Origin of the sequence: Paenibacillus sp. FSL H7-689 (assembly GCF_000517905.1) — a bacterium.
GTDB lineage: Bacteria > Bacillota > Bacilli > Paenibacillales > Paenibacillaceae > Paenibacillus > Paenibacillus amylolyticus.
The window spans coordinates 58,409-79,950 of sequence record NZ_ASPU01000057.1 but is presented as its reverse complement, the minus strand read 5'-3'; the positions used below and the strand labels follow the sequence as shown (position 1 = coordinate 79,950).

Annotated in this window: 14 protein-coding genes; 11 read left to right on the top strand and 3 right to left on the bottom strand. The window is 44.5% G+C overall.

The window, feature by feature from the left end; genetic code table 11:
• Positions 1-99 precede the first annotated feature (99 nt).
• Positions 100-1,371, top strand: coding sequence for an alpha/beta hydrolase (locus tag C170_RS25335; RefSeq protein WP_051447396.1), 1,272 nt, complete (start codon positions 100-102; stop codon positions 1,369-1,371).
• Between the two features lie 220 nt (positions 1,372-1,591).
• On the opposite strand, the gene C170_RS25330 is transcribed toward C170_RS25335, so the two are convergent.
• Positions 1,592-1,951 carry a DUF3221 domain-containing protein gene (locus tag C170_RS25330; RefSeq protein WP_036615470.1) on the bottom strand — a complete coding sequence of 120 codons (360 nt, stop codon included), beginning with the start codon at positions 1,949-1,951 and terminating at the stop codon, positions 1,592-1,594.
• 173 nt (positions 1,952-2,124) lie between these two features.
• Here C170_RS25330 and C170_RS25325 point away from each other — a divergent pair, with 173 nt between their 5' ends.
• Positions 2,125-2,427, top strand: coding sequence for an immunity 53 family protein (locus tag C170_RS25325; protein WP_235200831.1), 303 nt, complete (start codon positions 2,125-2,127; stop codon positions 2,425-2,427).
• A 41-nt stretch (positions 2,428-2,468) separates the two neighbouring features.
• On the top strand, positions 2,469-3,200 hold the full coding sequence (locus tag C170_RS25320; protein ID WP_036615464.1) for a hypothetical protein: 732 nt from the start codon (positions 2,469-2,471) through the stop codon (positions 3,198-3,200).
• Between the two features lie 264 nt (positions 3,201-3,464).
• On the opposite strand, the gene C170_RS25315 is transcribed toward C170_RS25320, so the two are convergent.
• Complete coding sequence (locus C170_RS25315) at positions 3,465-4,079, bottom strand: TetR/AcrR family transcriptional regulator (RefSeq protein WP_036615461.1); 615 nt, start codon at positions 4,077-4,079, stop codon at positions 3,465-3,467.
• Between the two features lie 176 nt (positions 4,080-4,255).
• On the opposite strand from C170_RS25315, the gene C170_RS25310 reads away from it, so the two are divergent.
• A complete protein-coding gene (locus C170_RS25310) occupies positions 4,256-4,993 on the top strand; it encodes an SDR family NAD(P)-dependent oxidoreductase (protein WP_036615458.1) in 738 nt (245 codons plus the stop codon).
• Between the two features lie 128 nt (positions 4,994-5,121).
• Here the strand turns inward: C170_RS25310 and C170_RS25305 are convergent, their stop codons facing one another.
• On the bottom strand, positions 5,122-5,994 hold the full coding sequence (locus tag C170_RS25305) for an AraC family transcriptional regulator (RefSeq protein ID WP_036615455.1): 873 nt from the start codon (positions 5,992-5,994) through the stop codon (positions 5,122-5,124).
• 208 nt (positions 5,995-6,202) lie between these two features.
• Between C170_RS25305 and C170_RS25300 the strand changes: the two genes are divergently transcribed.
• From C170_RS25300 to C170_RS25270, 7 genes are all read left to right on the top strand, one after another.
• On the top strand, positions 6,203-12,586 hold the full coding sequence (locus tag C170_RS25300) for a rhamnogalacturonan lyase family protein (protein ID WP_036615452.1): 6,384 nt from the start codon (positions 6,203-6,205) through the stop codon (positions 12,584-12,586).
• 284 nt (positions 12,587-12,870) lie between these two features.
• The gene (locus tag C170_RS25295) at positions 12,871-14,583 is read left to right on the top strand and encodes a sensor histidine kinase (RefSeq protein WP_036615449.1); all 1,713 of its coding nucleotides are present in this window, start codon (positions 12,871-12,873) and stop codon (positions 14,581-14,583) included.
• Positions 14,580-15,986, top strand: coding sequence for a response regulator transcription factor (locus C170_RS25290; protein ID WP_036615446.1), 1,407 nt, complete (start codon positions 14,580-14,582; stop codon positions 15,984-15,986). The genes C170_RS25295 and C170_RS25290 overlap by 4 nt, the downstream gene beginning before the upstream one ends.
• A 253-nt stretch (positions 15,987-16,239) precedes the next feature.
• Positions 16,240-17,976 (top strand): sugar ABC transporter substrate-binding protein, encoded by a 1,737-nt coding sequence (locus tag C170_RS25285; protein WP_036615444.1) that lies wholly within the window; start codon positions 16,240-16,242, stop codon positions 17,974-17,976.
• Positions 17,977-18,037: 61 nt separating this feature from the next.
• Positions 18,038-18,952: an ABC transporter permease gene (locus tag C170_RS25280; protein ID WP_036615441.1), complete on the top strand. Its 915-nt coding sequence runs from the start codon at positions 18,038-18,040 to the stop codon at positions 18,950-18,952.
• Between the two features lie 13 nt (positions 18,953-18,965).
• Positions 18,966-19,859: a carbohydrate ABC transporter permease gene (locus tag C170_RS25275; protein WP_051447395.1), complete on the top strand. Its 894-nt coding sequence runs from the start codon at positions 18,966-18,968 to the stop codon at positions 19,857-19,859.
• A gap of 22 nt (positions 19,860-19,881) precedes the next feature.
• Positions 19,882-21,510 carry a glycoside hydrolase family 13 protein gene (locus C170_RS25270; protein WP_036615438.1) on the top strand — a complete coding sequence of 543 codons (1,629 nt, stop codon included), beginning with the start codon at positions 19,882-19,884 and terminating at the stop codon, positions 21,508-21,510.
• The last annotated feature ends 32 nt before the right edge of the window (positions 21,511-21,542 follow it).

Below are 21,542 nucleotides of genomic sequence, written 5' to 3'. Positions count from 1 at the left end.
TTTGCCCGATCGTACACTTGGGTCTTGCCCTTTTGTACGATTTTTTATTTTTCTCCTCCGTTTATGATAGTTGCATGAATACAAATTGGAGGAGAAATGATGAAAAAAAGACTGACAACGATTCTGGCAACTGTTCTCTCACTGACCATGCTCTCCGCTTGCAGCATCACTAATAGCGGGACTTCAACACAGGAGGAAATTCCGAAACCTGAAAATAACGTTGCTTCCGCACAGAATGAGTTTCCGAAACCAATGGGAAGTTATACGGTCGGGCGTACACAGATGGACTTCAAGTACACAGCATCAGACCATTCAGAAAGAGAACTGACAGCATTATTTTTCTATCCGTCCGACAGCAATGAGGGCAAACCAACGGCAGAGTATGCATTTCCGGAGTTTCATTCACTGAGGGATGAGCTTTTGGTTAGATTAGGGGGCACCGCGGGTGGTGAGCAGCTTTTTGATTCCAATTTCAAGACATGGTCTTACGACGATCTGGCCTTGTCTGAAAAGGAAAAACAATATCCGGTTTTATTCTTTGTTCATGGCGCCGGCGCTTACCCACAGCAAGGCACTTTGTTCGCACAAGACCTGGCAAGCGCCGGCTATATTGTGGTATCCATCGGCCATGCCGAAAGTGGCGTGTACAAACTTAAAGATGGACGAACGATGGGTATGTCAGAGAAATTTATGGACGAAGTAACGAAATACGGAATGGAAGCGGCCACCCTAACCCCACCTGAAATTGTGACAGAGAAGCTTGAGGAAGAAGAAGCTATTGAGATTGCTCGCAAATTAACTTCCGCGCCTGAAGCAGTCAAGTTTGCTAACTATGCCGTTTTACAGAGCGAGGATATTCGATATGTTGCAGATAACTTGTACAAAATGAATACAGGTGACATGGAATCTATGTTTAAAGGCAGATTGCAGCTTGATCTCGGTATGGGTGTGTTCGGACATTCTTTTGGAGGAACGACAGCGGCAATTGTTAGCCGTGACGATGACCGATTTGTCGGCGCTGTAAACCTTGACGGTAATATGTTAGGTGCCTTGGATAGTGATTTTAAGAAACCCTTCATGCAGCTCAGCACTGTACTTGCCTATAATACGAATGCATTTCTTCTTGAATCCAACAGCAAGGACACCTACTTTGCCATTATTGATAATGTAGTCCATGGTGACTTCTCCGATTCCTTGTTTACAACTACGGATAAAGCATCCAGAGGAACCCGGGACGCGATGGAACAGCGCAACATTATCACTTCTTATACAAAGGCGTTCTTTGATAAATATATGTTGAAAAAGGATGCGGATATTGATAGCCTTACCTTTGACGGCGTAGAGATGATTAAAAAACCTCAAAAGCCTTAGTATTGATTTGCCTGAATTTCGGGAGGGTTTATCGCGTAATAAAAGGAGAGAACCGGGTGGTCGGATTTAACTGCACGTGATTCAACTCTGATCTTGAAATTAAAATGATAAAGAGACCTTACTTTTGCTTTAAAACGTTAAGGTCTTTTTATCATTTGGGGAAATATATTTCGAATGAGAGAATGATACATAACTTAAAATAGTTCATATTTAATAAGTTTTAATCATTGATTTTTTCAATACTCACAACCGTTCTAATGGGTGGCGAGGGTTCTAGTTGGTCAAAGCCAGTAGTAATTCTTACTCTTTGCCCTACCTCAATTGTTTCATATGTTTCTCTATTGACCAAATAATACGAAGCTTCCTGGTCTTGTGCTAATTCTATAAAATCCTCGAGATTTCCATTTTCCAGGTCTTCCTTACTTACATTTTGAAGAACAAGAAATTTGTACTTGTCATTTTCATCTGTTTTAAATACTACAGTGCCCTCGAAAACTGGATAATTCTCTTTCTCATCCTTGTTAGAACAGCCCGAAAGTATAATCATACTAATGAAGATAAACAATATTATTTTATTCATAATGACCTCCTTGATTTGAAATAAAGTTTTCCCCTTGCTTTTAAGTATACCCTACGTAAAAAAAACAAATTATTACTAAAAGGTAATTCATACGAAAAAAGTATGCAACATGGCATGAGAATTCCTTTAAATAATAAGTCCCTAGAGTAGAAAAAACAAAAAAAGAGGTCACGATGATGGATATCCTAAAATGGATTCAAAGCTGGTATTATGAAAACTGTGACGGTGATTGGGAGCATTTATACGGTGTGCGAATTGATACGGTGGATAATCCTGGTTGGTCTGTCGAAATCGATTTGACGGATACCTATTTAGAAGATGTGCCATTTGATTCGATTGAAGAAGAGAGAAATGACGAAGATTGGTTCTACTGTATCGTGAGAGATGGAGTGTTTCACAGTGCAGGGGGAGCAAAAAATTTAGAAGAAATGCTTAATTGCTTCAAAAATTGGGCTTCAAGTTTGGATAGAAGTTAATAATGCACTAACCATCGGGAGTAATCTAAGGAGCGAACCAGATGTATCTAAAAGGATTCAATTTGGATTTACCGTATATTGTAGATGATGAAAATATTGAATCTATAATGAAAAAACAAAAATGTGAGTACAACGAAGCAACAAAATTAGATTATGCGTTGAATTGGAAATGGAAAAGACGCTCTTTTAGTTTGGAAACTCGCTGTATTACAGCGATGTATGAACGTCTGTTGGGGAAATACAAAACGAAAGATTGTTGGAAAGTCCTAATAGAGTGTGTAGAAAACATTACGGATGAACGTATTGTTAACGATTCTGGTGTGTGTTCGGTACCGATCCAATTTAGTTTGAATGACTTTAGTGCAAAAAATGAGTTGGAGAAAAAAAAGGCTACGCTTCGCCTGCTAATGGAAGGCATAGAGAAACTTGCTCTACGTAATAATTGGGATATTGATCCATTTAGGGAGATAGCTTTGCAAATAGAGGAGTTAGATTATGTAAATGAATGGACTTGGAAAATAGACGTGAAGAGTCCTAATAAGAAGTACAATGCTAGAGTCATTTGTCATCATAATGTAGATAGCATGGATATATTCCTATCTATTTTACAACGTGATGGTACGCAAGTACATTTAGAGAAGGTCATATCAGAACAACCAGATGAATTTGCCTATGCTGAACATCTAGGTGAACTTACATGGGTATCTGATTTTGAAGTTGCTTTAATTAATAAAACAGGTACTAAAAAATTTTCTACAAAACTAAAACATTAATTATTTTGCCTCTAGAAAACATTGTCCACCTGGTGTCATGGTCTCTTTTATTATTAGGCATGCATTTACCTTGAGGTTTTTATTCCTCTCGTATAAATGACATGCCCGTTTTTATTTTGCTTTAAATCCCCTTGTGATTTTGCGTCTGTTGGTGTCTGGGCATGTCCCTGAGTAATCAGGAGCATCTGCTCCATCTGCAACTAGCCTGTTATCTAAAGCAGACATATCGTTCATCGTGATGTTCACAAATCAACTTACTTGAGATCAAGATTCAAACGTGTTACCGACATAATGAAAAGAGTGAATATGCGTTTTGGTGAGATCAATCACGTTTTTGATAAATGCCTCACGTGATTCACGATATCCGCTTAATATCCAATTGTTTAATAGTCCAAAAAAACCGTAGGCGGTATAGTACTTGAAATAGTCCATGTTCACTGGGGAGTTGTTGATCGTCTCAAAGACAAATTGCTCCTGATAGATTTTGAGTATGGTTTGTGGAAAGCCTGTATGTAAACCGGGTAACGTATCATCGTATTGAATCAGTTCGAAGAAATCACGGTGCTCGTAAATATAATCCACGATTTGAAAAGATTCGGCATCCAGCTTGTTTGTTGAAACCTTTTGACCGTGCCAATAAGGTTTGCCTACTGCGCCCCTCAATCCTTCGAGTGTCATAATTAACAACTCTTCAGCGAGAATATATTTATCCTGGTAGTGTAAATAAAACGTGCTGCGATTATAACCGGCCTGATCAACGATGTCTTTGACAGAAACACCATGGAAGCCTTTCTTCTTAATGAGCTGAATCAGAGCAGTTTTTAGGTGCTCCTTGGTTCGATTACGATGTTGAGATGTCACAATAAGTTCATTATTCATTCAAAAAAACTCCTATAAATATAGACATAGTTTTATAAAGTGTCTACGAGGTAGACACTTGGTCACATCTTAATGATTGGATTGTTACAATTTTAAGCATAGAATTAGTTTTGTAAACATCATATAGCACTATTTATATAGGCGCTATTCAAAATATTATACTGGGGGATTTATTCATGGGCAAACTTCAAGATAAAGTTGCAGTCATCACAGGAGGAGCATCCGGGATTGGTGCAGCGACAGCTCGCTTATTCGTTTCCGAAGGAGCTAAAGTGGTCTTGGTGGATCTGAATGAAGAAAAAGGTAAGGCGTTTGAGCAGGAACTGAAAGCGCTTAAAGCAGAGGCTCTCTTTATTAAAGCAAACATAACAAGTGAAGAAGAGGTTTCTGAGATTTTCAAACAAACCGTAGAAGCATTTGGTCAAGTCGATATCGTATTCAACAATGCGGGAATCGGACGTGTTCATCCTACGCATGAGCTTGATTATACCGAATGGCGCAATACAGTCAATGTTGACCTGGACGGCGTATTCTTGGTTGCACGTGAAGCGATTCGCGAAATGCTCAAAATTGGTGGAGGTACAATCGTCAACACGGCTTCCATGTACGGATGGGTTGGTTCACCTGGCTCTGCAGCCTACAATGCAGCTAAAGGCGGCGTTGTGAACCTGACTCGTTCGCTCGCGTTGGAGTATGCTGAGCAGAATATTCGGGTGAACTCCCTTTGCCCAGGCTTTATCGATACACCGATTATCCCGGAAGAGAGCAAACAAGCACTTTCAGCGGCAACACCAATGAAACGTCTGGGTCAAGCAGATGAGATGGCAAAAGCCGTTCTGTTCCTGGCTAGCGACGATTCTTCATATATGACAGGAAATAGTCTCATCATAGACGGAGGATACACCGCTCAATAAGTGCAGCAATTATCGAAGCACACAAAGAACATATTTCCATTAAAAGTCGCTATTCTAGCGGCTTTTTTTATTGTATTGGTATAAGAGCAGTTCCCAATTCAAGGACAACTAGCAAACAGCGAGGTTAGCTATTCATAATAGATGGCCTCATAAGGAAACTCTAACTTATTCAAGCGATATTCTTTGGGCGACATGGACATATATTGCCGAAAAACTTTGCCGAAATAGCTGGGACTCTCAAACCCGCATTGTTGACCAATCTGAGAAATCGGAAGTTCCGTTGTGCGGAGTAGTCGGATTGCAACCTCAATGCGTCTGTCTTTAAGATAGGCTAGCGGTGATGTTTTCTCGGATTTCTGAAATAACCTGCACAAGTAGTGTTTATTGATATCGCAATGGCTGGCTAGAAGATCCAACGTCAATGGAGATGCATAATTCTCTCGGATGAACTTTTTACATTTCTCAATCGTTGTTATGGATAGGGCACCGATATCCTTCTCCGCATCCCGACTCGTCTGTACCAGGATAAGCAACCACCGATAGATTTGCATGGACAAGCGATACTTGTCCGTAACCTTCTCTTGATGAATCAAATGGATAATTTGCCATAACTCTTGAATCAAGGGAGAGTCCGCGTTTCGTCGAATGACATGTCCCTCATTATCATGCATCATATCCCAAATTCGGTTAGCTTCATCCCCGCGAATGTTGATCCATATAAATTCCCATGGTTCGTTGTTCTCTTGTTTATAGTAATAGCAATGTTCTCCTGCAATTTTGACAAGTAGGGCATTTCCCTTCGGTAAAGGGAGCGTTTGATTGTCAATATCCAGATAACCCTGGCCATTAAGTGTGTATTGAAAAACGACATGCCCCGGGTCCGGTCTATCATCACTTGGACAACGATATTCCTCGCTAGAGACGATCTGCCATCCAATAGAGTCCAGTGTCATGATTGATGTATCGTCATTACGAAAAGCATAAGAAACCGTATGAACCATCGTTTCATCTCCTTCCTAAAAAAGTCAATTATCTTATATAATACGTCACATTTTTTAGATTGTCTGTCTTTTTTTAGACCTGTAAGATAAATGTAAGCGGTAACATAAAGAGGAGGTGGCTGTAAATTGTGTTCATATGACAACAAGCTGGGCAGGATCGAACTGATGATTCTAAAAATGAATTTTTAGATAAGGGGGAGTTAATCGAATGATCCGAAGAACTGTTTCCATCCAAAAATCGATGTTTGTATCTTTTTTAGCACTCCTTATGGTTATTTCACTGGCTGTTCCTCCGGCGCCGATACGTGCAGAGTCATCAAGCAGCCTGCCGGGTCGCCAAGCAGAGTATCTTAACCGGGGATTGGTTGCGGTTCTTGTAGACAACGGCGTTTTTTTAAGCTGGAGGTATTTAAACAACGATCCAGATGATATCGCTTTTAATATATATAAAAATGGAACCAAAGTGAACGCATCGCCCATAAGCGATGTGACCAACTATGTGGACACCACTGGTTTCGACAGCTCGCAATATCAGATCTCCACCGTTATTGCAGGCAAAGAGCAAATGCAACCGGAGGTTGTATCGGTCTGGCATAACGATTATCTGCCTATTCCGCTCGATAAACCGGCCGATGGCCGGACTAAGGATGGTGGAACTTACTCCTATTATGCAGGAGATGCTTCCGTAGCTGACTTGGATGGGGACGGCGAATATGAAATTGTCTTCCTGTGGAGTCCGAGCAATTCCAAGGACAATTCGCAGGCAGGTTATACCGGCAATGTGTATATCGATGCTATCAAACTGGATGGCACCAAGCTGTGGAGAATTGACCTGGGAGTCAACATCCGCGCCGGAGCGCATTATACGCAGTTAATGGTGTATGACCTGGATGGCAACGGAAAGGCAGAGGTTGTTGTCAAGACCGCGGACGGCACGAAGGATGGCCAAGGCACAGTCATTGGTGATGGCACGAAGGATTATCGCAACGACGGCGGATACATACTGTCAGGTCCAGAATATCTCACGCTGTTTAACGGTGAGACTGGCGCGGCTGTATCCACCGTGAATTATGATCCGCCAAGAGGCAACGTCAACGATTGGGGTGACGGCTATGGCAACCGTGTAGATCGGTTTCTTGGCGCGATTGCTTATCTGGACGGTACGAAGCCAAGTGTTGTGATGAGCCGGGGGTATTATACCCGCACAGTGCTTGTTGCTTATGATTATGTTGGCGGGGAACTCGTCAAACGCTGGACGTTCGACACAAACGAAGCAGGATCACAATATCAATCACAGGGCAACCATAATCTAAGTGTGCTGGATGTCGACAAGGACGGCAAGGACGAAATTATGTTTGGCGCCTTGGCCATTGATGATGACGGCAGCTTGCTGTACAGCACTGGACTCGGCCACGGTGACGCCATGCACGCCGGCCAGCTCGATCCGAACCGGGAGGGCTATCAGGTCGTAAGCGTGCATGAACATTCGGATGCAGCATACGGACTGGAGATGCGCAATGCAGCAACAGGTGAAATCCTCTGGGGTGAGAAAACAGGTTTTGACACCGGTCGCGGGATGTCGGCGGACATTGACCCGAACTATCCAGGTTACGAATCATGGGCCACGACCGTTACCAACGGGCAAAGTGTACCTGTAACCAATACCTATTCAGCAGCAGGAGAGGCTATCTACACTGTGGACGAAGGGCCCAAAACCGCCAATTTCGCCATCTGGTGGGATGGCGATCTTCAGCGGGAGCTGTTGGACCATGAGTGGGATAATGGCACAGCCAAAGGAATTCCGCTCATCTATAAGTGGGATTACCAAAACAAAAAGCTGAATGAAATCTTCCGGGCGACCGGTACGTTAACGAACAACCATACCAAAGGCAATCCGGCACTTCAGGCGGACATTCTGGGCGACTGGCGTGAGGAGCTTCTGCTGCGGAGCGAAGATAGTTCGGAGTATCGTCTCTACACAACGACCATTCCTTCAGACTATCGCATCCCTACGCTGATGCAGGATCCTGTGTATCGACTTGGCGTAGCCTGGCAAAATGTAGCCTACAACCAGCCGCCTCATACCGGCTTTTATCTTGGAGCGGAAGCTACAGCATTCCCTAAAGCCGATCTGGCGCTGACTCGCGAAGCTGAAATGCTGGAGCCGGTCTACCGATTTAATTTCGGTACAGAGACTGTATCAGGAAGTACGAACATACAGGATACGCTCTACGCACAAGATCCGGGATACGGCTTCAAGGATACAAGTGGTGTTACGGTAGGGGCAAATCAGGTCTCGGTCGCTACAGGTACGACATTTGCTGTTGACCTGCCAAATGCAAACTATAAGGTGACGCTGCGATTGGGCAATGATGCAAATGACTCGAACGTTGGAGTCAAATCCGAATTCGTCCAGAAGCTTGCCTTAACCAATGTGACAGCAGGAGCACCACTGGAGTATTCCTATGATGTTGCATTGGTGGATGGACAGCTTGATCTTCTCTTCACGGGTACAGCCATAGACATCCAAGACGTCATCATCGAGAAATACCCAGAGAAAGCGGCTGGTGCGGCAACAACGATCTATATGGCTGGTGATTCAACCATGCAATCTTACAGTGAAGCGCAGGCTCCTCAAGAAGGATGGGGCCAACAGTTCGGACGTTATTTCTCCAATGGGGCAGTCGTCGTGAACGATGCGATCGGTGGCCGAAGCAGTAAATCGTTTATGGTAGACGGTCGTCTCGATACGACCCTGCAGCGAATTAAGCCGGGGGACTTCTTCTTCATTTCCTTTGGTCATAACGACGCGAGTGCAGGGATACCGGACCGTTACGCATCACCAGAGGACTATAAGATTTACTTGGCTCGTTATGTAAATGGTGCCAAACAGCGCGGCGCTACACCGGTATTGCTCACTCCGGTTGGACGCAGAGATTTCAACACGGTGACTCAAGAATTCAACGTCAGCTTCCCGGCATACGTTCAGGCTGCCAAAGAAGTGGCGAAGGAGCAGGACGTGCCGCTGATTGATCTCAGCAAGTTGAGTATTGCTTACTACGATAAAATTGGAAATACAGCTACGGAAAAAGTGTTCCTATATGCTAATCCGGGTGAATATCCAAAATACCCGAATGGGATCAACGATAATACGCATTTCAGCAGCTATGGTGCACAGAAAATTGCCGGACTCGTTGCTGGTGCAGTCAAAGACATGGAGCTGAGCATTTCATCACTGGTCATCGACCCGGATATTTCCGAGCCAGAACCAGAACCGGAAGCCCAGCTATATGAGGAGGACTTTGAAGGCGACGCTGCCAACTACCAGTATGCGATGGTCAATGCCACGGGTATTGCAGGAACCATGACGGGAACCGTTGTTGAACAGTCTGGAAATAAGGTACTGTCCGTCGCGGGTTCCGGATCGGGCAATCGGGCCAAGGTATTCCGTCTGTTCGATGCCGTAAACGGCGATCAGGTGAACGTGAACTTTGACTGGCAATCCGGTAATGTGAGTGCCTATCCATCAGAAGGTCATCTCACAATACAGGATTCTAACGAAAACGCCCTGTTCACGCTGTATACCAAGACCGGAAGCACCAAAATTCATTATTTTGTCGGTGCATATAACCCAGACTACGGCACAGGGGATACAGCCATACCCGAAGGGGGAACGGCTACAGATATTTCCAAGAACCAGTGGGTCAATGTGGATGCAACCGTTAATTTTGCCGAGAAGACATTGGATCTGACATTAACGAACCTAGCCGATCCGACAGTTACCCAAACGATTGCAGATATCTCGCTGAGTTCCGCCGCATATGCGGACAACGTCAGATCCATGCGGTTCCTGGGAACAAGAAAAGGCGGTGGAGGCACGTTGAACTGGGCTACCCAGATCGACAACGTGCGTATTGAAGGCACTCAGCTCTCTTCAGAGAGTGGCGATCAGACGGCCTTAATCGCTCTGTACGATGAGATTAAAGCACTGAATCTGTCGGATTATACAGATGCATCGAAGGCCGTGGTGAACCGGGCTTTGGCAGCTGCGGAAGCTATATTCAATACGGAAGCTACCCAAGCTCAAGTTGACCATACGTTTAACATGCTAACTGTTGCGAAGGATTCATTGACAAGTGAACCGAGCGAAGAGACAAGTGAATACAAATTTGACTTTGGTGCCGGCAGCGCAGCCGACGGATACATCAAGGTAGATGCCAAAAGAGCGTACATTGAAGGCAACGGGTACGGTTTTGCCGATACTGCACTCACCAAAGATGAGAACCGGGAAACCGGAGATTTGCTCAAGGAAGATTTCACACGAGTAAACGGTACCTCTTTCCTGGTGGAAATGGAGCCGGCGAATTACCGGGTAACGATGACCATCGGGGATGCGGAGGAATTGACCAGCGCAAATGTCGTTGTAGAACAGATGACAAAGCTGCCGCTTACAAGCATTGCCAAGGGCGAATTCAAAGAAATCACGTATGACATTGCCCTGATCGATGGGGTCTTTAACTTCAATCTCACCGGAAATGCACCGAAGATCAATGCGCTGAAGCTGGAGCGTTTGCCAGATCACAGTGCAAGCGATAAACCTGTTATTTATTTGGCCAGCGATTCCACTGTGGCCAATTACGCGGAGAACTACCGTCCGCAAGCGGGCTGGGGAGAAACGTTAGGTGGATTTTTTGATCCAAATGAAGTCAGTATTGATAACCGGGCAGTTGGAGGTTTGAGCAGCAAAACCTTCCTGGTCGGTGGATATCTCAACGATATTTTACTCGACATTCAAGAAGGCGATTATCTGTTCATGCAGTGGTCTCATAATGATTCCACACCTTCACGTCCAGAGCGTTATCTTACGCCTGAGCAATTTAAGGTATATCTGAAAGAATACATTAACGGTGCTCTGCAGAGAGGGGCAATTCCAGTTCTGGTCACGCCAGTGAATCGTCGTGATTTTACCGGAGAGGTGCTAAATAAAAGCTTCCCGGAATACGTACAGGCGATGAAAGAAACGGCGCAGGAAACGGAAACGCTTATCATCGATCTGAACCAAGCCAGTTGGGAGCATTTCCAGGAGCTTGGCACAGAAGGAACCAAATCGATATTCATGTGGGTAGGCACAACGGAAGACAATACACATTTGCAAATGAACGGTGCAATCAAGGTGTCTGAACTCGTAGCACGCCTTGTGAAGGAATTGAATATACCTTTATCTGATTTTGTTACGTTGGAAGGAGAATCTCCGGAGCAGGAGGCCCCGCATACTACGGCAACTGTGGAAGGAGAATTGCAGAACGGCTGGTATACTTCTCCGGCACAAGTAACCTTCACAGCAAGCGATGAAGATTCCGATATTGAAGGGACCTATTATCAAATTAATGGTGGCGAAACGGTAAGTGGTACACAGTTGACTCTAACTGAAGAAGGTACACATACCATCACCTACTGGAGTGTCGATGTCGACGGTAACAAAGAGAGTGAACAGTCTTTGTCCATATCCATTGATCTCGTACCTCCAACCATTGAAATTCATGGTCAAACCGAGTACACCATTGATCAGCAGGTGGAAATTGGCTATACAGCCTCCGATTCGGTATCCGGTGTAGAAGAACCAGAGGGTGTGCTTCTCGACACTCCTGCGTATACATTGGAACCCGGACTGAACCAGGTTACGGCAACCGTCTCCGATTTGGCTGGGTGGGAACAGACGGTAGAATATAGTTTTGCAGTTATTACTACATTCGACAGCCTGATTAATCTGACCAACACCTTTGCTGATGAATCGATCGATCCTAATGCCAGCATTCTTGCTGATCAGCTCACAAACACGTTACAGCAGGCCAAACAGGCAGCAAACGATCGTGAAGGAGCAAAAGCGCGTCAATTGCTTGCAGCCTACGCTAATGACGTTCAAGCAGTTAGAGGAACCGTATTTACGGATGAGCAGACAAGTGTGCTGATTAAGTGGGAGGAATGGCTCCATCAGACAACGCCACTTGCAAACGGTGCCCCAGGTACTCCGGTGTTATCTGATAATAATGGTTACGTCACGGGGCTCAAAGACGGAGACTATACAATCACTATGAATCTGTGGTGGGGGAATAACGGCAATCAGTTCAAGCTGTATGAGAATGGTGAATTGATTAAAGAAATTTCTCTGGTCGATCAATCCCCGTCCGCCCAATCTGTTCAAGTTGATATTACTGGAAAGAAAAATGGCACCTATATCTATACTGGAGAATTGATCAATGCACTGGGTTCAACCATGAGTGTTCCACTGACAGTCATCGTCACGGATGCTTCCCCGGGGCAAGCTGTTCTGTCGAACGACAACTGGGATGGTGACGGCAACTATAATGTCACCATGAATCTGTGGTGGGGAACAAACGCAACCGAATACGAACTTTACGAAAATGGAGTATTGATTGACACACAATCGCTGCAATCTCATTCTCCTGTTGCACAGTCTGCGGTTACCTCAATCTCTGGAAGGGTACCTGGAATCTACGAGTATGAAGCTGTACTTCGTAATTCTTCAGGGGAAACCAGATCACACAAATTAAATGTGACGGTACGAGAGTAGACTGAAATGTTCGAGCATTCCATTAACAAGAAGTGATACAACTGAAGTAAGGTACGCATACAAAAGTGCTATTCCTCATCATTTTGAGGAGTAGCACTTTTTATATGCGCACAGTATGAAAGCGTTTGACTTATTTGAATATCAATCTATAATGATGAAAGGAAATTGGACTTGGACGAGGCCTATGGAGAAAACGATAACCGGCATAGCTGTATGTATATCCATAGCAAGCTTCCATACGCAGGAGGCTTGCTGTTTCATTTTCAGAAGGAGAATAGGTTCCCATGACACTTAAAAAAAGAATATTTTTACTGTTCTTTCTCAGTGCGTTTATCCCCTTTATCAGTATATTTGCGATTTCTTATTATACGATCGACTCCATTTTCGCAAATAAGATCGATGATGGTATCCGTAGCAATTTACAGCAGGTGACATCCTCATTGGAGAATTCCATCACCAATCTGAATCATGTGACGCAACAATTATCTTACAGGGGTACTTTAGGCAAAAGAATGGATGAATTCTTGAATCCGTCCTCCGATATCTTCGAACTGATTGAGGCCAGGGACGAATTAAAAAACGAGTTAAGTGTTGTGACCTTCACCAATCCTAATATCGGATTGACCCTATATTACTTTCAAAAAGAAGGTACTACTCAGTTCGGCAACTTTCCGATCAAGGATCGTTTCTCTCCTGAGTCTCTGCCTGTGCTCTTCCAAACCTATGGCATTAAGTACTATGGCCCCCATATGAGTATGAACCGATTTGATGATCAACTCGTTCTGTCTGCTATGCGCAAAGTGCAACTATCCGAGAGGAACGACGTGTTCATTTACGTAGAATCAGGCTTTCGCCTCACTCAAGATATCTTGGGTTACAATCAATACAACGGCGCATTATCTCATCTCATCCTGGATGGTGAAGGCAACATTGTGTACAGCGAAATACCGGAAGCCATGAAGGTAGGGGAGAATTTCACCAGCTTAACGGTCGATCCTGCCAAGGACGGAATATCCCGCGGGTATCACTGGTTCAAGGAGGATTCCTCACAGAAATGGAGTGTCGTATCGGTCATTTCGCAGTCTCAATATCAACAGGAGAAAAACCAGTGGTTGCTTCAAATTTTGCTGGTCGCTTTATTTTTCCTCGGCTTTACCGTGTTTCTCGCTTGGCTCCTGTGGAAGATGGTGTACAAACCACTCGGTCTGTTCCATTCGGAGATCAATGGAATGTCCAAAAATCCACAAACAAAAGGGAGCCGAGCTCGCACTCAGATTCCCGAATTTGATTTTCTGTTGGGTGAATTTTCGAACATGCAGCATCAGATTGGTGACCTCTTCAAGGAAGTACAGCAGAAAGAGAAGATTCGTGCAGACCTGGAAGTGGAAAAGCTGCTCTATCAGATCAACCCGCACTTTCTGATGAATACGCTCGATACGGTGCACTGGCTGGCCGTCATGAACGGACAAGGGGAGATCGACAAGCTGGTACAATCGTTGAACAAGCTGCTCTATTACAATCTAGGCAAATTAGGGCAAGTATCCACCATGGAAGAGGAGATCGATGCGTTAAGACAGTATCTGATTTTGCAGCAAATTCGCTATGACTTTGAATTTGACGTCCGCATTACTGCAGATGAACAAGTGCTTCAAATTGCTGTGCCCCGCTTTATTCTGCAACCGCTGGTTGAAAATTCGTTATATCATGGATTAAGTGACGAAGGTTTTATTCAGATTGAAGTGACATGCACTTCAACGTTGAACATTATGATACAAGATAATGGTGCAGGTATGACTGAGGAAACCATTCATAATCTGCTGAACAATCGTGAAGCTGAACAACAAAAAGTAGGGATGGGCATCGGACTCAATTACGTTCACCGCATGTTGAAAGCACAGTACGGGGACCAAGCACAACTGGTGATTGAGAGTGAATTGGGAACAGGGACAAGCATACTGCTCGTATTGCCTATTAAAGGAGAAGATATCTCGGCATGATTAAGGTATTGATTGTAGATGATGATAAGCTGGTACGCAAAGGTATTAGCTCTGCGATGCCATGGAACGAGTTCGACATGGAGGTTGTAGGGGAAGCAAGCAACGGGGCGAAAGCACTGGATTTTCTGAAAACCCAACCGGTCGATCTGATGCTAACGGATCTTGCGATGCCCGTCATGTCAGGGATCGAACTGATGCGAGCTGCGAGGCAGCTCTATCCCGAACTTCATATCGTTGTGTTAACACTGCATCAGGATTTCGATTATATCCAGGAAGCACTAAGACTCGGAGCCATCGATTATATAGCCAAAGTGCAGCTGGAGAAAGAGCAATTCGAACATGTTCTGCAACGAATTCATACCCGAATTAACGGGTTGACAAGCACCATAAGAAAGATGCCTTCGCTGGATGAAATCAATGTCCATTATCGAAATGTGTATGCACTTGTTTCACAGGAGCGGAAATCAGAGCATAAGTGGCCAACGGAGTTAACTGCGCATGAAGATGAGATAAGGTGGGAGGTTGAGCGTAATAGCTGCATGTGGGCTGCACCCCCGTCCGAAGAGGATCAACTATTTCATCAATTGAAGGAATGCCTGCATCAAGTTCCCCAGTGTACGTTGTTAGTTTTGTCTGATGTACAAGAGCGAACATGGTCGCAAATCAAAAACTGGATTATGAGTTATACAGAGTCGTCTTTATTCTATGTTTACAACCCCAATAACCAAGTCATTACCATTTCCATGAATGAGGAAGATACATGTTCAAATGAACCGCAAGATGAGGACCTTGACCGGATTAAACAAAGTTGGTTCCAAACCCCATGGACCCACCATGAGAGTTACTATAACCAACTCATTGACCAGTTTATATCCTTACGATTACATAAAGGTCAGTTGATGGGATTGCTGTACTCAATCGTGATGGAATGGAACCGTATTTTTGCCCAAACTACGCTTGGAAGAATCGCGATGATCCATTCTTTCGAGTCTTGGTACGAGGTTGAAGAATGGATCAAACAGACTGCTGCAAGCATTCGAAAGGCTGATGAACAGACTTCGTACTCACAGGAAATCATCGATGCCGTGAAAAAAGCGGTGATGATCGTGCAGCAGGATTTGGAGCAGGCCTATACAGCTTCAGGTCTCTCCCAACAACTCAATATCAGCCGAAGTTATTTCAGTCAATGTTTCAAAGATTTGATGGGGAAAACCTTTAATGAGTACTCCCGCTTCATCCGGGTAGAGAAATCCAAAGAGTACTTGCTCAATACGAATAATACGATTTTCTGGATTGCGGAGCGAGTGGGTTATTCGGATGAAAAATATTTCAGCCGGATTTTCCGCGAACTGACAGGTCTTCTGCCAAGCGAATATCGGCAGCTAGGTAGAGGAAATAAATAGCCGACAGTCTCCTGTTTTAGGAGCTGCCGGCTTTTGTTTTTTGATCGAGAAGAGGGGTAGATAGACAAATGTTGGTCAGTAGGTAGGGTAAATGATCACAAGTTAACCATACTTCATAATACGGACTGAAAACTGTAACCATTTCTCTATCCAAACGGACGTGTAATCCCTATCTCGATTGGCCTTCACTTCATTTTATAATGAAAGCGCAAACAAATATATTGAACATCAGAATAAAGGGGAATCGAACTAGATGAGAACAAAATGGTCTATGAAAAGCAAGCGGATGACAAAGCGTCTGGCCGTGCTGTCCATGTCCGCCTTGATGGTTGCAGCCCTAGCGGCATGTGGAGACTCTTCCAATCCTCCTACTGCAGAGGAAGCAGGCAAATATGAGGTAACGCCGGGAGATCCGTTCAGTGCCTATAAAGACGAAATCACCGTAACCATGGGACGGGTAACCACAGCCAACCCAAAACTGCCGGCTGGTGATACCTATGAGAACAACGCATATACTCGGCTGGTCAAAGACACGTTTAACGCTCAGATTACAGATCAATTTGAAGCCAATGGTGAAGATTATAGTCGTCAAGTATCGCTTGCCATTGCATCCGGGGAATTGCCTGACATGATGCGTGTTGATTCCAAAGATGAACTGAAAGAACTGGTGGATAACGATCTGATTGAGGATCTGACGTCCATTTACGATCAATATGCTACGGATAACATCAAGCAGATGTACGATTCCTATGATGGACGTGCATTAGAAAATGCAACGATTGATGGACGTTTGATGGGACTTCCGGCGACTTCCCTGGATTCCGCACCAACGATGGTTTGGGTTCGTCAAGATTGGCTGGATCTGCTGGGGATTCAACTGGATGCAGACGGAGACGGTGCCCTTTCACTGGATGAAGTGGAGAAAACAGCGCTGGAATTCCTGAAAAGAGATCCTGGCCAATCCGGGAACCCGGTAGGTATTCCATTTGTGAACACGATGAATACAACAGATTATAATGGATCTGCTTATACGATGCTGGGTGTGGCCTCAACCGAGGGAGCTTTCCCGCAATATTGGATGAATGGTGAAGACGGCAAAATCGTGTATGGTTCCACGACAGAAGAAACGAAGAAAATGCTGGGCACCATGGCAGATTGGTTCAAGAATGGCATCATTGACCCGCAATTCGGAACCCGCACGTTTGATGATATTACCGCACTCTACGCCAATGGCCAAAGCGGTATTGCCTTTGGACCGTGGCATATCCCTGACTGGGGACTGATCAGTGCAAAACAGATGGATAAAAATGCGAAATTTTCGGCTTATACGCTGGAGGATGCAAACGGCAAGGTCAACGTGGCGCATGCCAACCCATCCAATCAGTTTATCGTGGTGAGAAAGGGATATGAACACCCTGAACTGGCGGTTAAGATTGTAAACCTGTTCTACGATAAATTGGCAAATGATAAAAATGCCGCAGCAACCATGCCGGAAGCTGCCAAGTATCAGGAGACCGGGGTAGACGGTTCAACGAGACCGTTTAATATCGAAGTCAATTCGGCTACATCGCTACTGGATGATTACTCTGACGTTGTTCGCGGGATTAAAGGAGAGATCAGCCTGGATGAGGTTCGCACTACAGAATCGAAGAACAATATCGGAAGCATCAAAACCTATTTGAGCGACATGGATACGGATGATGTGACTGCTTGGTCCAAATATCATTCGCGGATCAACGGAGTGGGACTAATCGACAAACTGACACAAGAAAACAAATTTGTCTGGATGACACCTGCTTTCTCTGGCACTACACCAAGCATGAAACAGACGTGGGCCAATCTGACAAAGTTGGAGCAGGAGTCGTTTATCAAAATCGTAACGGGTTCAGAACCGCTCGATTATTTCGAAACATTCGTGAGTAACTGGAAGAAACAGGGTGGTGATCAAGTCATTCAGGAAATTGAAGACGAGATCGCATCGAAAAAATAAACATCCATGAACAGTAGCAGGGCTGCGATACGCAGCCTTTCTTCAGAAAAGGGGTTCATCCATGAAACAGGGGAATTGGAAAGCGCGAGGGCGGCTCGGCCCAGGTGCCATGTACCATATGATGATGCTTCCGGGCATTTTGTTTTTGCTTGTATTCAGCTATGTTCCAATGGTCGGCATCATTACGGCGTTTCAGGACTATATACCGGCCAAGGGCATGTTTGGCTCCGAATTTGTAGGCCTGAAGCATTTTATGTATATGTTCAAGCTGCCGGATATCGCGCAGGTCGTCAGCAATACGTTGGTGATTGCGATTGGCAAGATTCTGCTCGGAACGATGATGGCCATCATTTTTTCTGTTTTATTAAATGAAATTCGTATCAAATACGTTAAAAAATCTGTGCAGACGATTGTTTATCTGCCGCACTTTCTATCCTGGGTTGTACTGGCATCGGTTGTTGTCAACATGTTCAGTTTGGATGGCATTGTGAATCAAATGTTGGCGTTCTTTGGCCTCGAAAATATTAATTTCCTTGGCAGCAACACCTGGTTCCAGCCACTGATTATAGGAACAGACGTATGGAAAGAGTTTGGTTACAGTTCCATCGTTTATCTGGCTGCGATTACGTCCATTGACCCCGGTCTGTATGAAGCCGCAGGCATGGATGGAGCCAGTTGGTGGAGAAAAGTGTGGCATATTACATTGCCAGGCATGTTACCTATTATTCTGCTCATGGGTGTAATGAGCCTGACCAACATTTTGAGCGCCGGTTTCGACCAAGTCTATAATCTGTATAACCCGGTTGTCTACGAGTCAGGCGACATTCTGGATACTTATGTCTATCGGATCGGTCTCGTTGGGCGACAGTATAGCTTCGGTACAGCTGTTGGTTTGTTCAAGTCCGTAATCGGCATTGTTTTGCTCTTGTCTGCCAACCAGTTGGCCAAAAAATATACGGATCGAAAAATATTCTAAGGAGGCCAAACCTGTGTCCTATTCTGCAAACTTCAAAGATCGAATTGGCCGGTTTGCCATCTATGCCATCGTCATCATGCTGGCATTGGTCTGCCTTCTTCCGTTATGGAATATCGTCGCCATTTCATTCAGCAGCAGCGAGGCAGTATCCGCGAACGCAGTAGGTCTCGTTCCGGTCAATTTTACAATAGCGGCTTATAGCAAAATTATTGATGATGCACAGTTCTGGCGTTCCTTTGGCATATCTGTTCTACGTGTCGCACTTACCCTTGTGCTTAACATGATTTTGATTATTTTGATGGCTTATCCGCTATCCAAATCGAAGAGGGATTTCAAAGGCAGAAACATTTATATGAATATCATGATTTTTGCCATGTTGTTCAGCGGAGGCATGATTCCGAGTTACCTGCTGATCAAAAACCTGGACATGCTGAATACGATATGGGCACTTGTTCTGCCAGGCGCTGTCCCCATATTCAGTGTCATTCTCGTGATGAATTTCTTCTCCGCTGTACCTAAAGCGCTTGAAGAGGCAGCATTCATCGATGGAGCAAATCCCATTCAGGTCTTGTTCAAAGTGTATGTCCCTGTGTCCATTCCTGCGCTGGCGACAGTCGCCTTGTTCAGTATCGTGGGTACATGGAATGACTTCTTCAGTGGTTTGATCTATATGACCAAAGTTAGCAACTACCCGCTAATGACCTATATTCAGTCCCTTAACGTGAATATTGCCGATTTGCTTCAAGCCGGCACGAATTCCAGCGAACTCAGTAATCTGACTGAAATATCGAACAAAAACCTGAATGCAGCCAAAATCGTAGTCGCTGTTATCCCGCTATTGCTGATTTATCCCTTGCTGCAAAAATACTTTGTGACGGGCATTGTCGTAGGATCGGTCAAAGAATAACCTTAGAAAGGTTGAATGGAACATGGAAAATAAAAAATGGTGGAAAGAAACCGTTGTATATCAAATATATCCACGTAGCTTTCAAGATCGAAACGGTGATGGAATCGGAGACTTGGAGGGCATAGTGTCCCGATTGGATTATTTGCAGCAACTCGGCATTGGTGCGATCTGGTTATCACCCGTGTGCAAGTCTCCTCAAGATGATTTTGGATATGATATTTCAGATTATCAGGACATCGATCTGATGTTTGGGTCTTTGGAAGATATGGAAACATTAATTCAGGAGGCCGGGAAACGAGACATTCGAATCATTATGGATTTGGTGTTGAACCATACCTCGGATGAACACTCCTGGTTTCAAGAAGCCAAAAAAGGTAAAGACAATCCGTACCATGACTACTACGTCTGGAGAGATGGTGTTGAAGGAACACCTCCAAACGACCTGGGGTCCACCTTTGGTGGTTCAGCCTGGGAATGGGTGCCTGAGATCGGGCAATATTACTTACATCTATTTTCCGTAAAACAGCCAGATCTCAACTGGGAAAACCCCAAAGTCCGGCAGGAGATATACAACATGATTAACTGGTGGATCGACAAGGGTGTGGGTGGTTTTCGCCTTGACGTGATCGACTTAATCGGTAAAGAACCGGATTTGAAGATTACGGGAAACGGACCTAATCTGCATAAATATATCAGGGAACTGAGCAAGGAGACGTTTCAAAAAGCGGAAGACCTGCTAACCGTTGGAGAAACATGGGGCGCCACTCCGGAAATCGCCAAACTGTACAGTAATCCAGACGGCAGTGAGTTTTCAATGGTCTTCCAATTTGAACACATCAGCTTGGATGAACAAGAAGGCAAAGGAAAGTGGGATCTTAAACCTTTGGATGTGATGGCATTAAAAACAGTGCTGTCCAAATGGCAGACAGAGCTCAAGGGTGACGCCTGGAACAGTCTGTTCTGGAACAACCATGACTTGCCTCGAATCGTGTCACGTTGGGGAAATGATGGAGAATTCAGAGTTGAATCGGCTAAAATGTTGGCTACCCTTCTTCATGGCATGCAAGGTACGCCTTACATATATCAAGGTGAAGAGCTGGGTATGACGAATGTTCAATATGCGATCGAGGATTATCGGGATATTGAATTGCTCAACTTTTATAAGGAAAGAATGGAGAAAGGTTATCCTGAACAAAGCGTGATGGAGTCGATCTACGCCAAGGGCCGCGATAATGCACGCACACCTATGCAATGGGATACTTCCGATAACTCGGGTTTTACACAAGGGGAACCTTGGATTAAGGTGAATCCAAATTATAAGCAGATCCATGCCGAGGAAAGTTTGAATAACCCTGAATCCATATTCCATTATTACCGGAAGTTAATCCAACTCAGAAAAGATCATGAAGTCATCGTATATGGTGATTATGAGCTGATCTTTCCAGAGAACCCAGACGTGTTTGCTTATACCCGAACGTTGAATAGTACGACAATTCTTGTGGTATGCAATTTCCAAGGATATACGACTGAACTTCCGCTTCAGGAGCAATTGACAGGGTCCTATCAGCTTTTGACAGCTAACTATACAGGTGAACTCTCGGAGGGCGAATTACGTCCATATGAAGCCAGAATGTACCTTATCCATGATTAAAGCATATTACGTTATATAATGTTCAGTTCTCA

Excerpts from the sequence above, each read along its gene's own strand:
- C170_RS25310 (WP_036615458.1), top strand. The coding sequence starts at position 4,256 with ATGGGCAAACTTCAAGATAAAGTTGCAGTCATCACAGGAGGAGCATCC.
- C170_RS25295 (WP_036615449.1), top strand. The coding sequence starts at position 12,871 with ATGACACTTAAAAAAAGAATATTTTTACTGTTCTTTCTCAGTGCGTTT.
- C170_RS25300 (WP_036615452.1), top strand. The coding sequence starts at position 6,203 with ATGATCCGAAGAACTGTTTCCATCCAAAAATCGATGTTTGTATCTTTT.
- C170_RS25270 (WP_036615438.1), top strand. The coding sequence starts at position 19,882 with ATGGAAAATAAAAAATGGTGGAAAGAAACCGTTGTATATCAAATATAT.
- C170_RS25285 (WP_036615444.1), top strand. The coding sequence starts at position 16,240 with ATGAGAACAAAATGGTCTATGAAAAGCAAGCGGATGACAAAGCGTCTG.
- C170_RS25280 (WP_036615441.1), top strand. The coding sequence starts at position 18,038 with ATGAAACAGGGGAATTGGAAAGCGCGAGGGCGGCTCGGCCCAGGTGCC.
- C170_RS25330 (WP_036615470.1), bottom strand. The coding sequence starts at position 1,951 with ATGAATAAAATAATATTGTTTATCTTCATTAGTATGATTATACTTTCG.
- C170_RS25305 (WP_036615455.1), bottom strand. The coding sequence starts at position 5,994 with ATGGTTCATACGGTTTCTTATGCTTTTCGTAATGACGATACATCAATC.
- C170_RS25315 (WP_036615461.1), bottom strand. The coding sequence starts at position 4,079 with ATGAATAATGAACTTATTGTGACATCTCAACATCGTAATCGAACCAAG.
- C170_RS25335 (WP_051447396.1), top strand. The coding sequence starts at position 100 with ATGAAAAAAAGACTGACAACGATTCTGGCAACTGTTCTCTCACTGACC.
- C170_RS25290 (WP_036615446.1), top strand. The coding sequence starts at position 14,580 with ATGATTAAGGTATTGATTGTAGATGATGATAAGCTGGTACGCAAAGGT.
- C170_RS25325 (WP_235200831.1), top strand. The coding sequence starts at position 2,125 with ATGATGGATATCCTAAAATGGATTCAAAGCTGGTATTATGAAAACTGT.
- C170_RS25320 (WP_036615464.1), top strand. The coding sequence starts at position 2,469 with ATGTATCTAAAAGGATTCAATTTGGATTTACCGTATATTGTAGATGAT.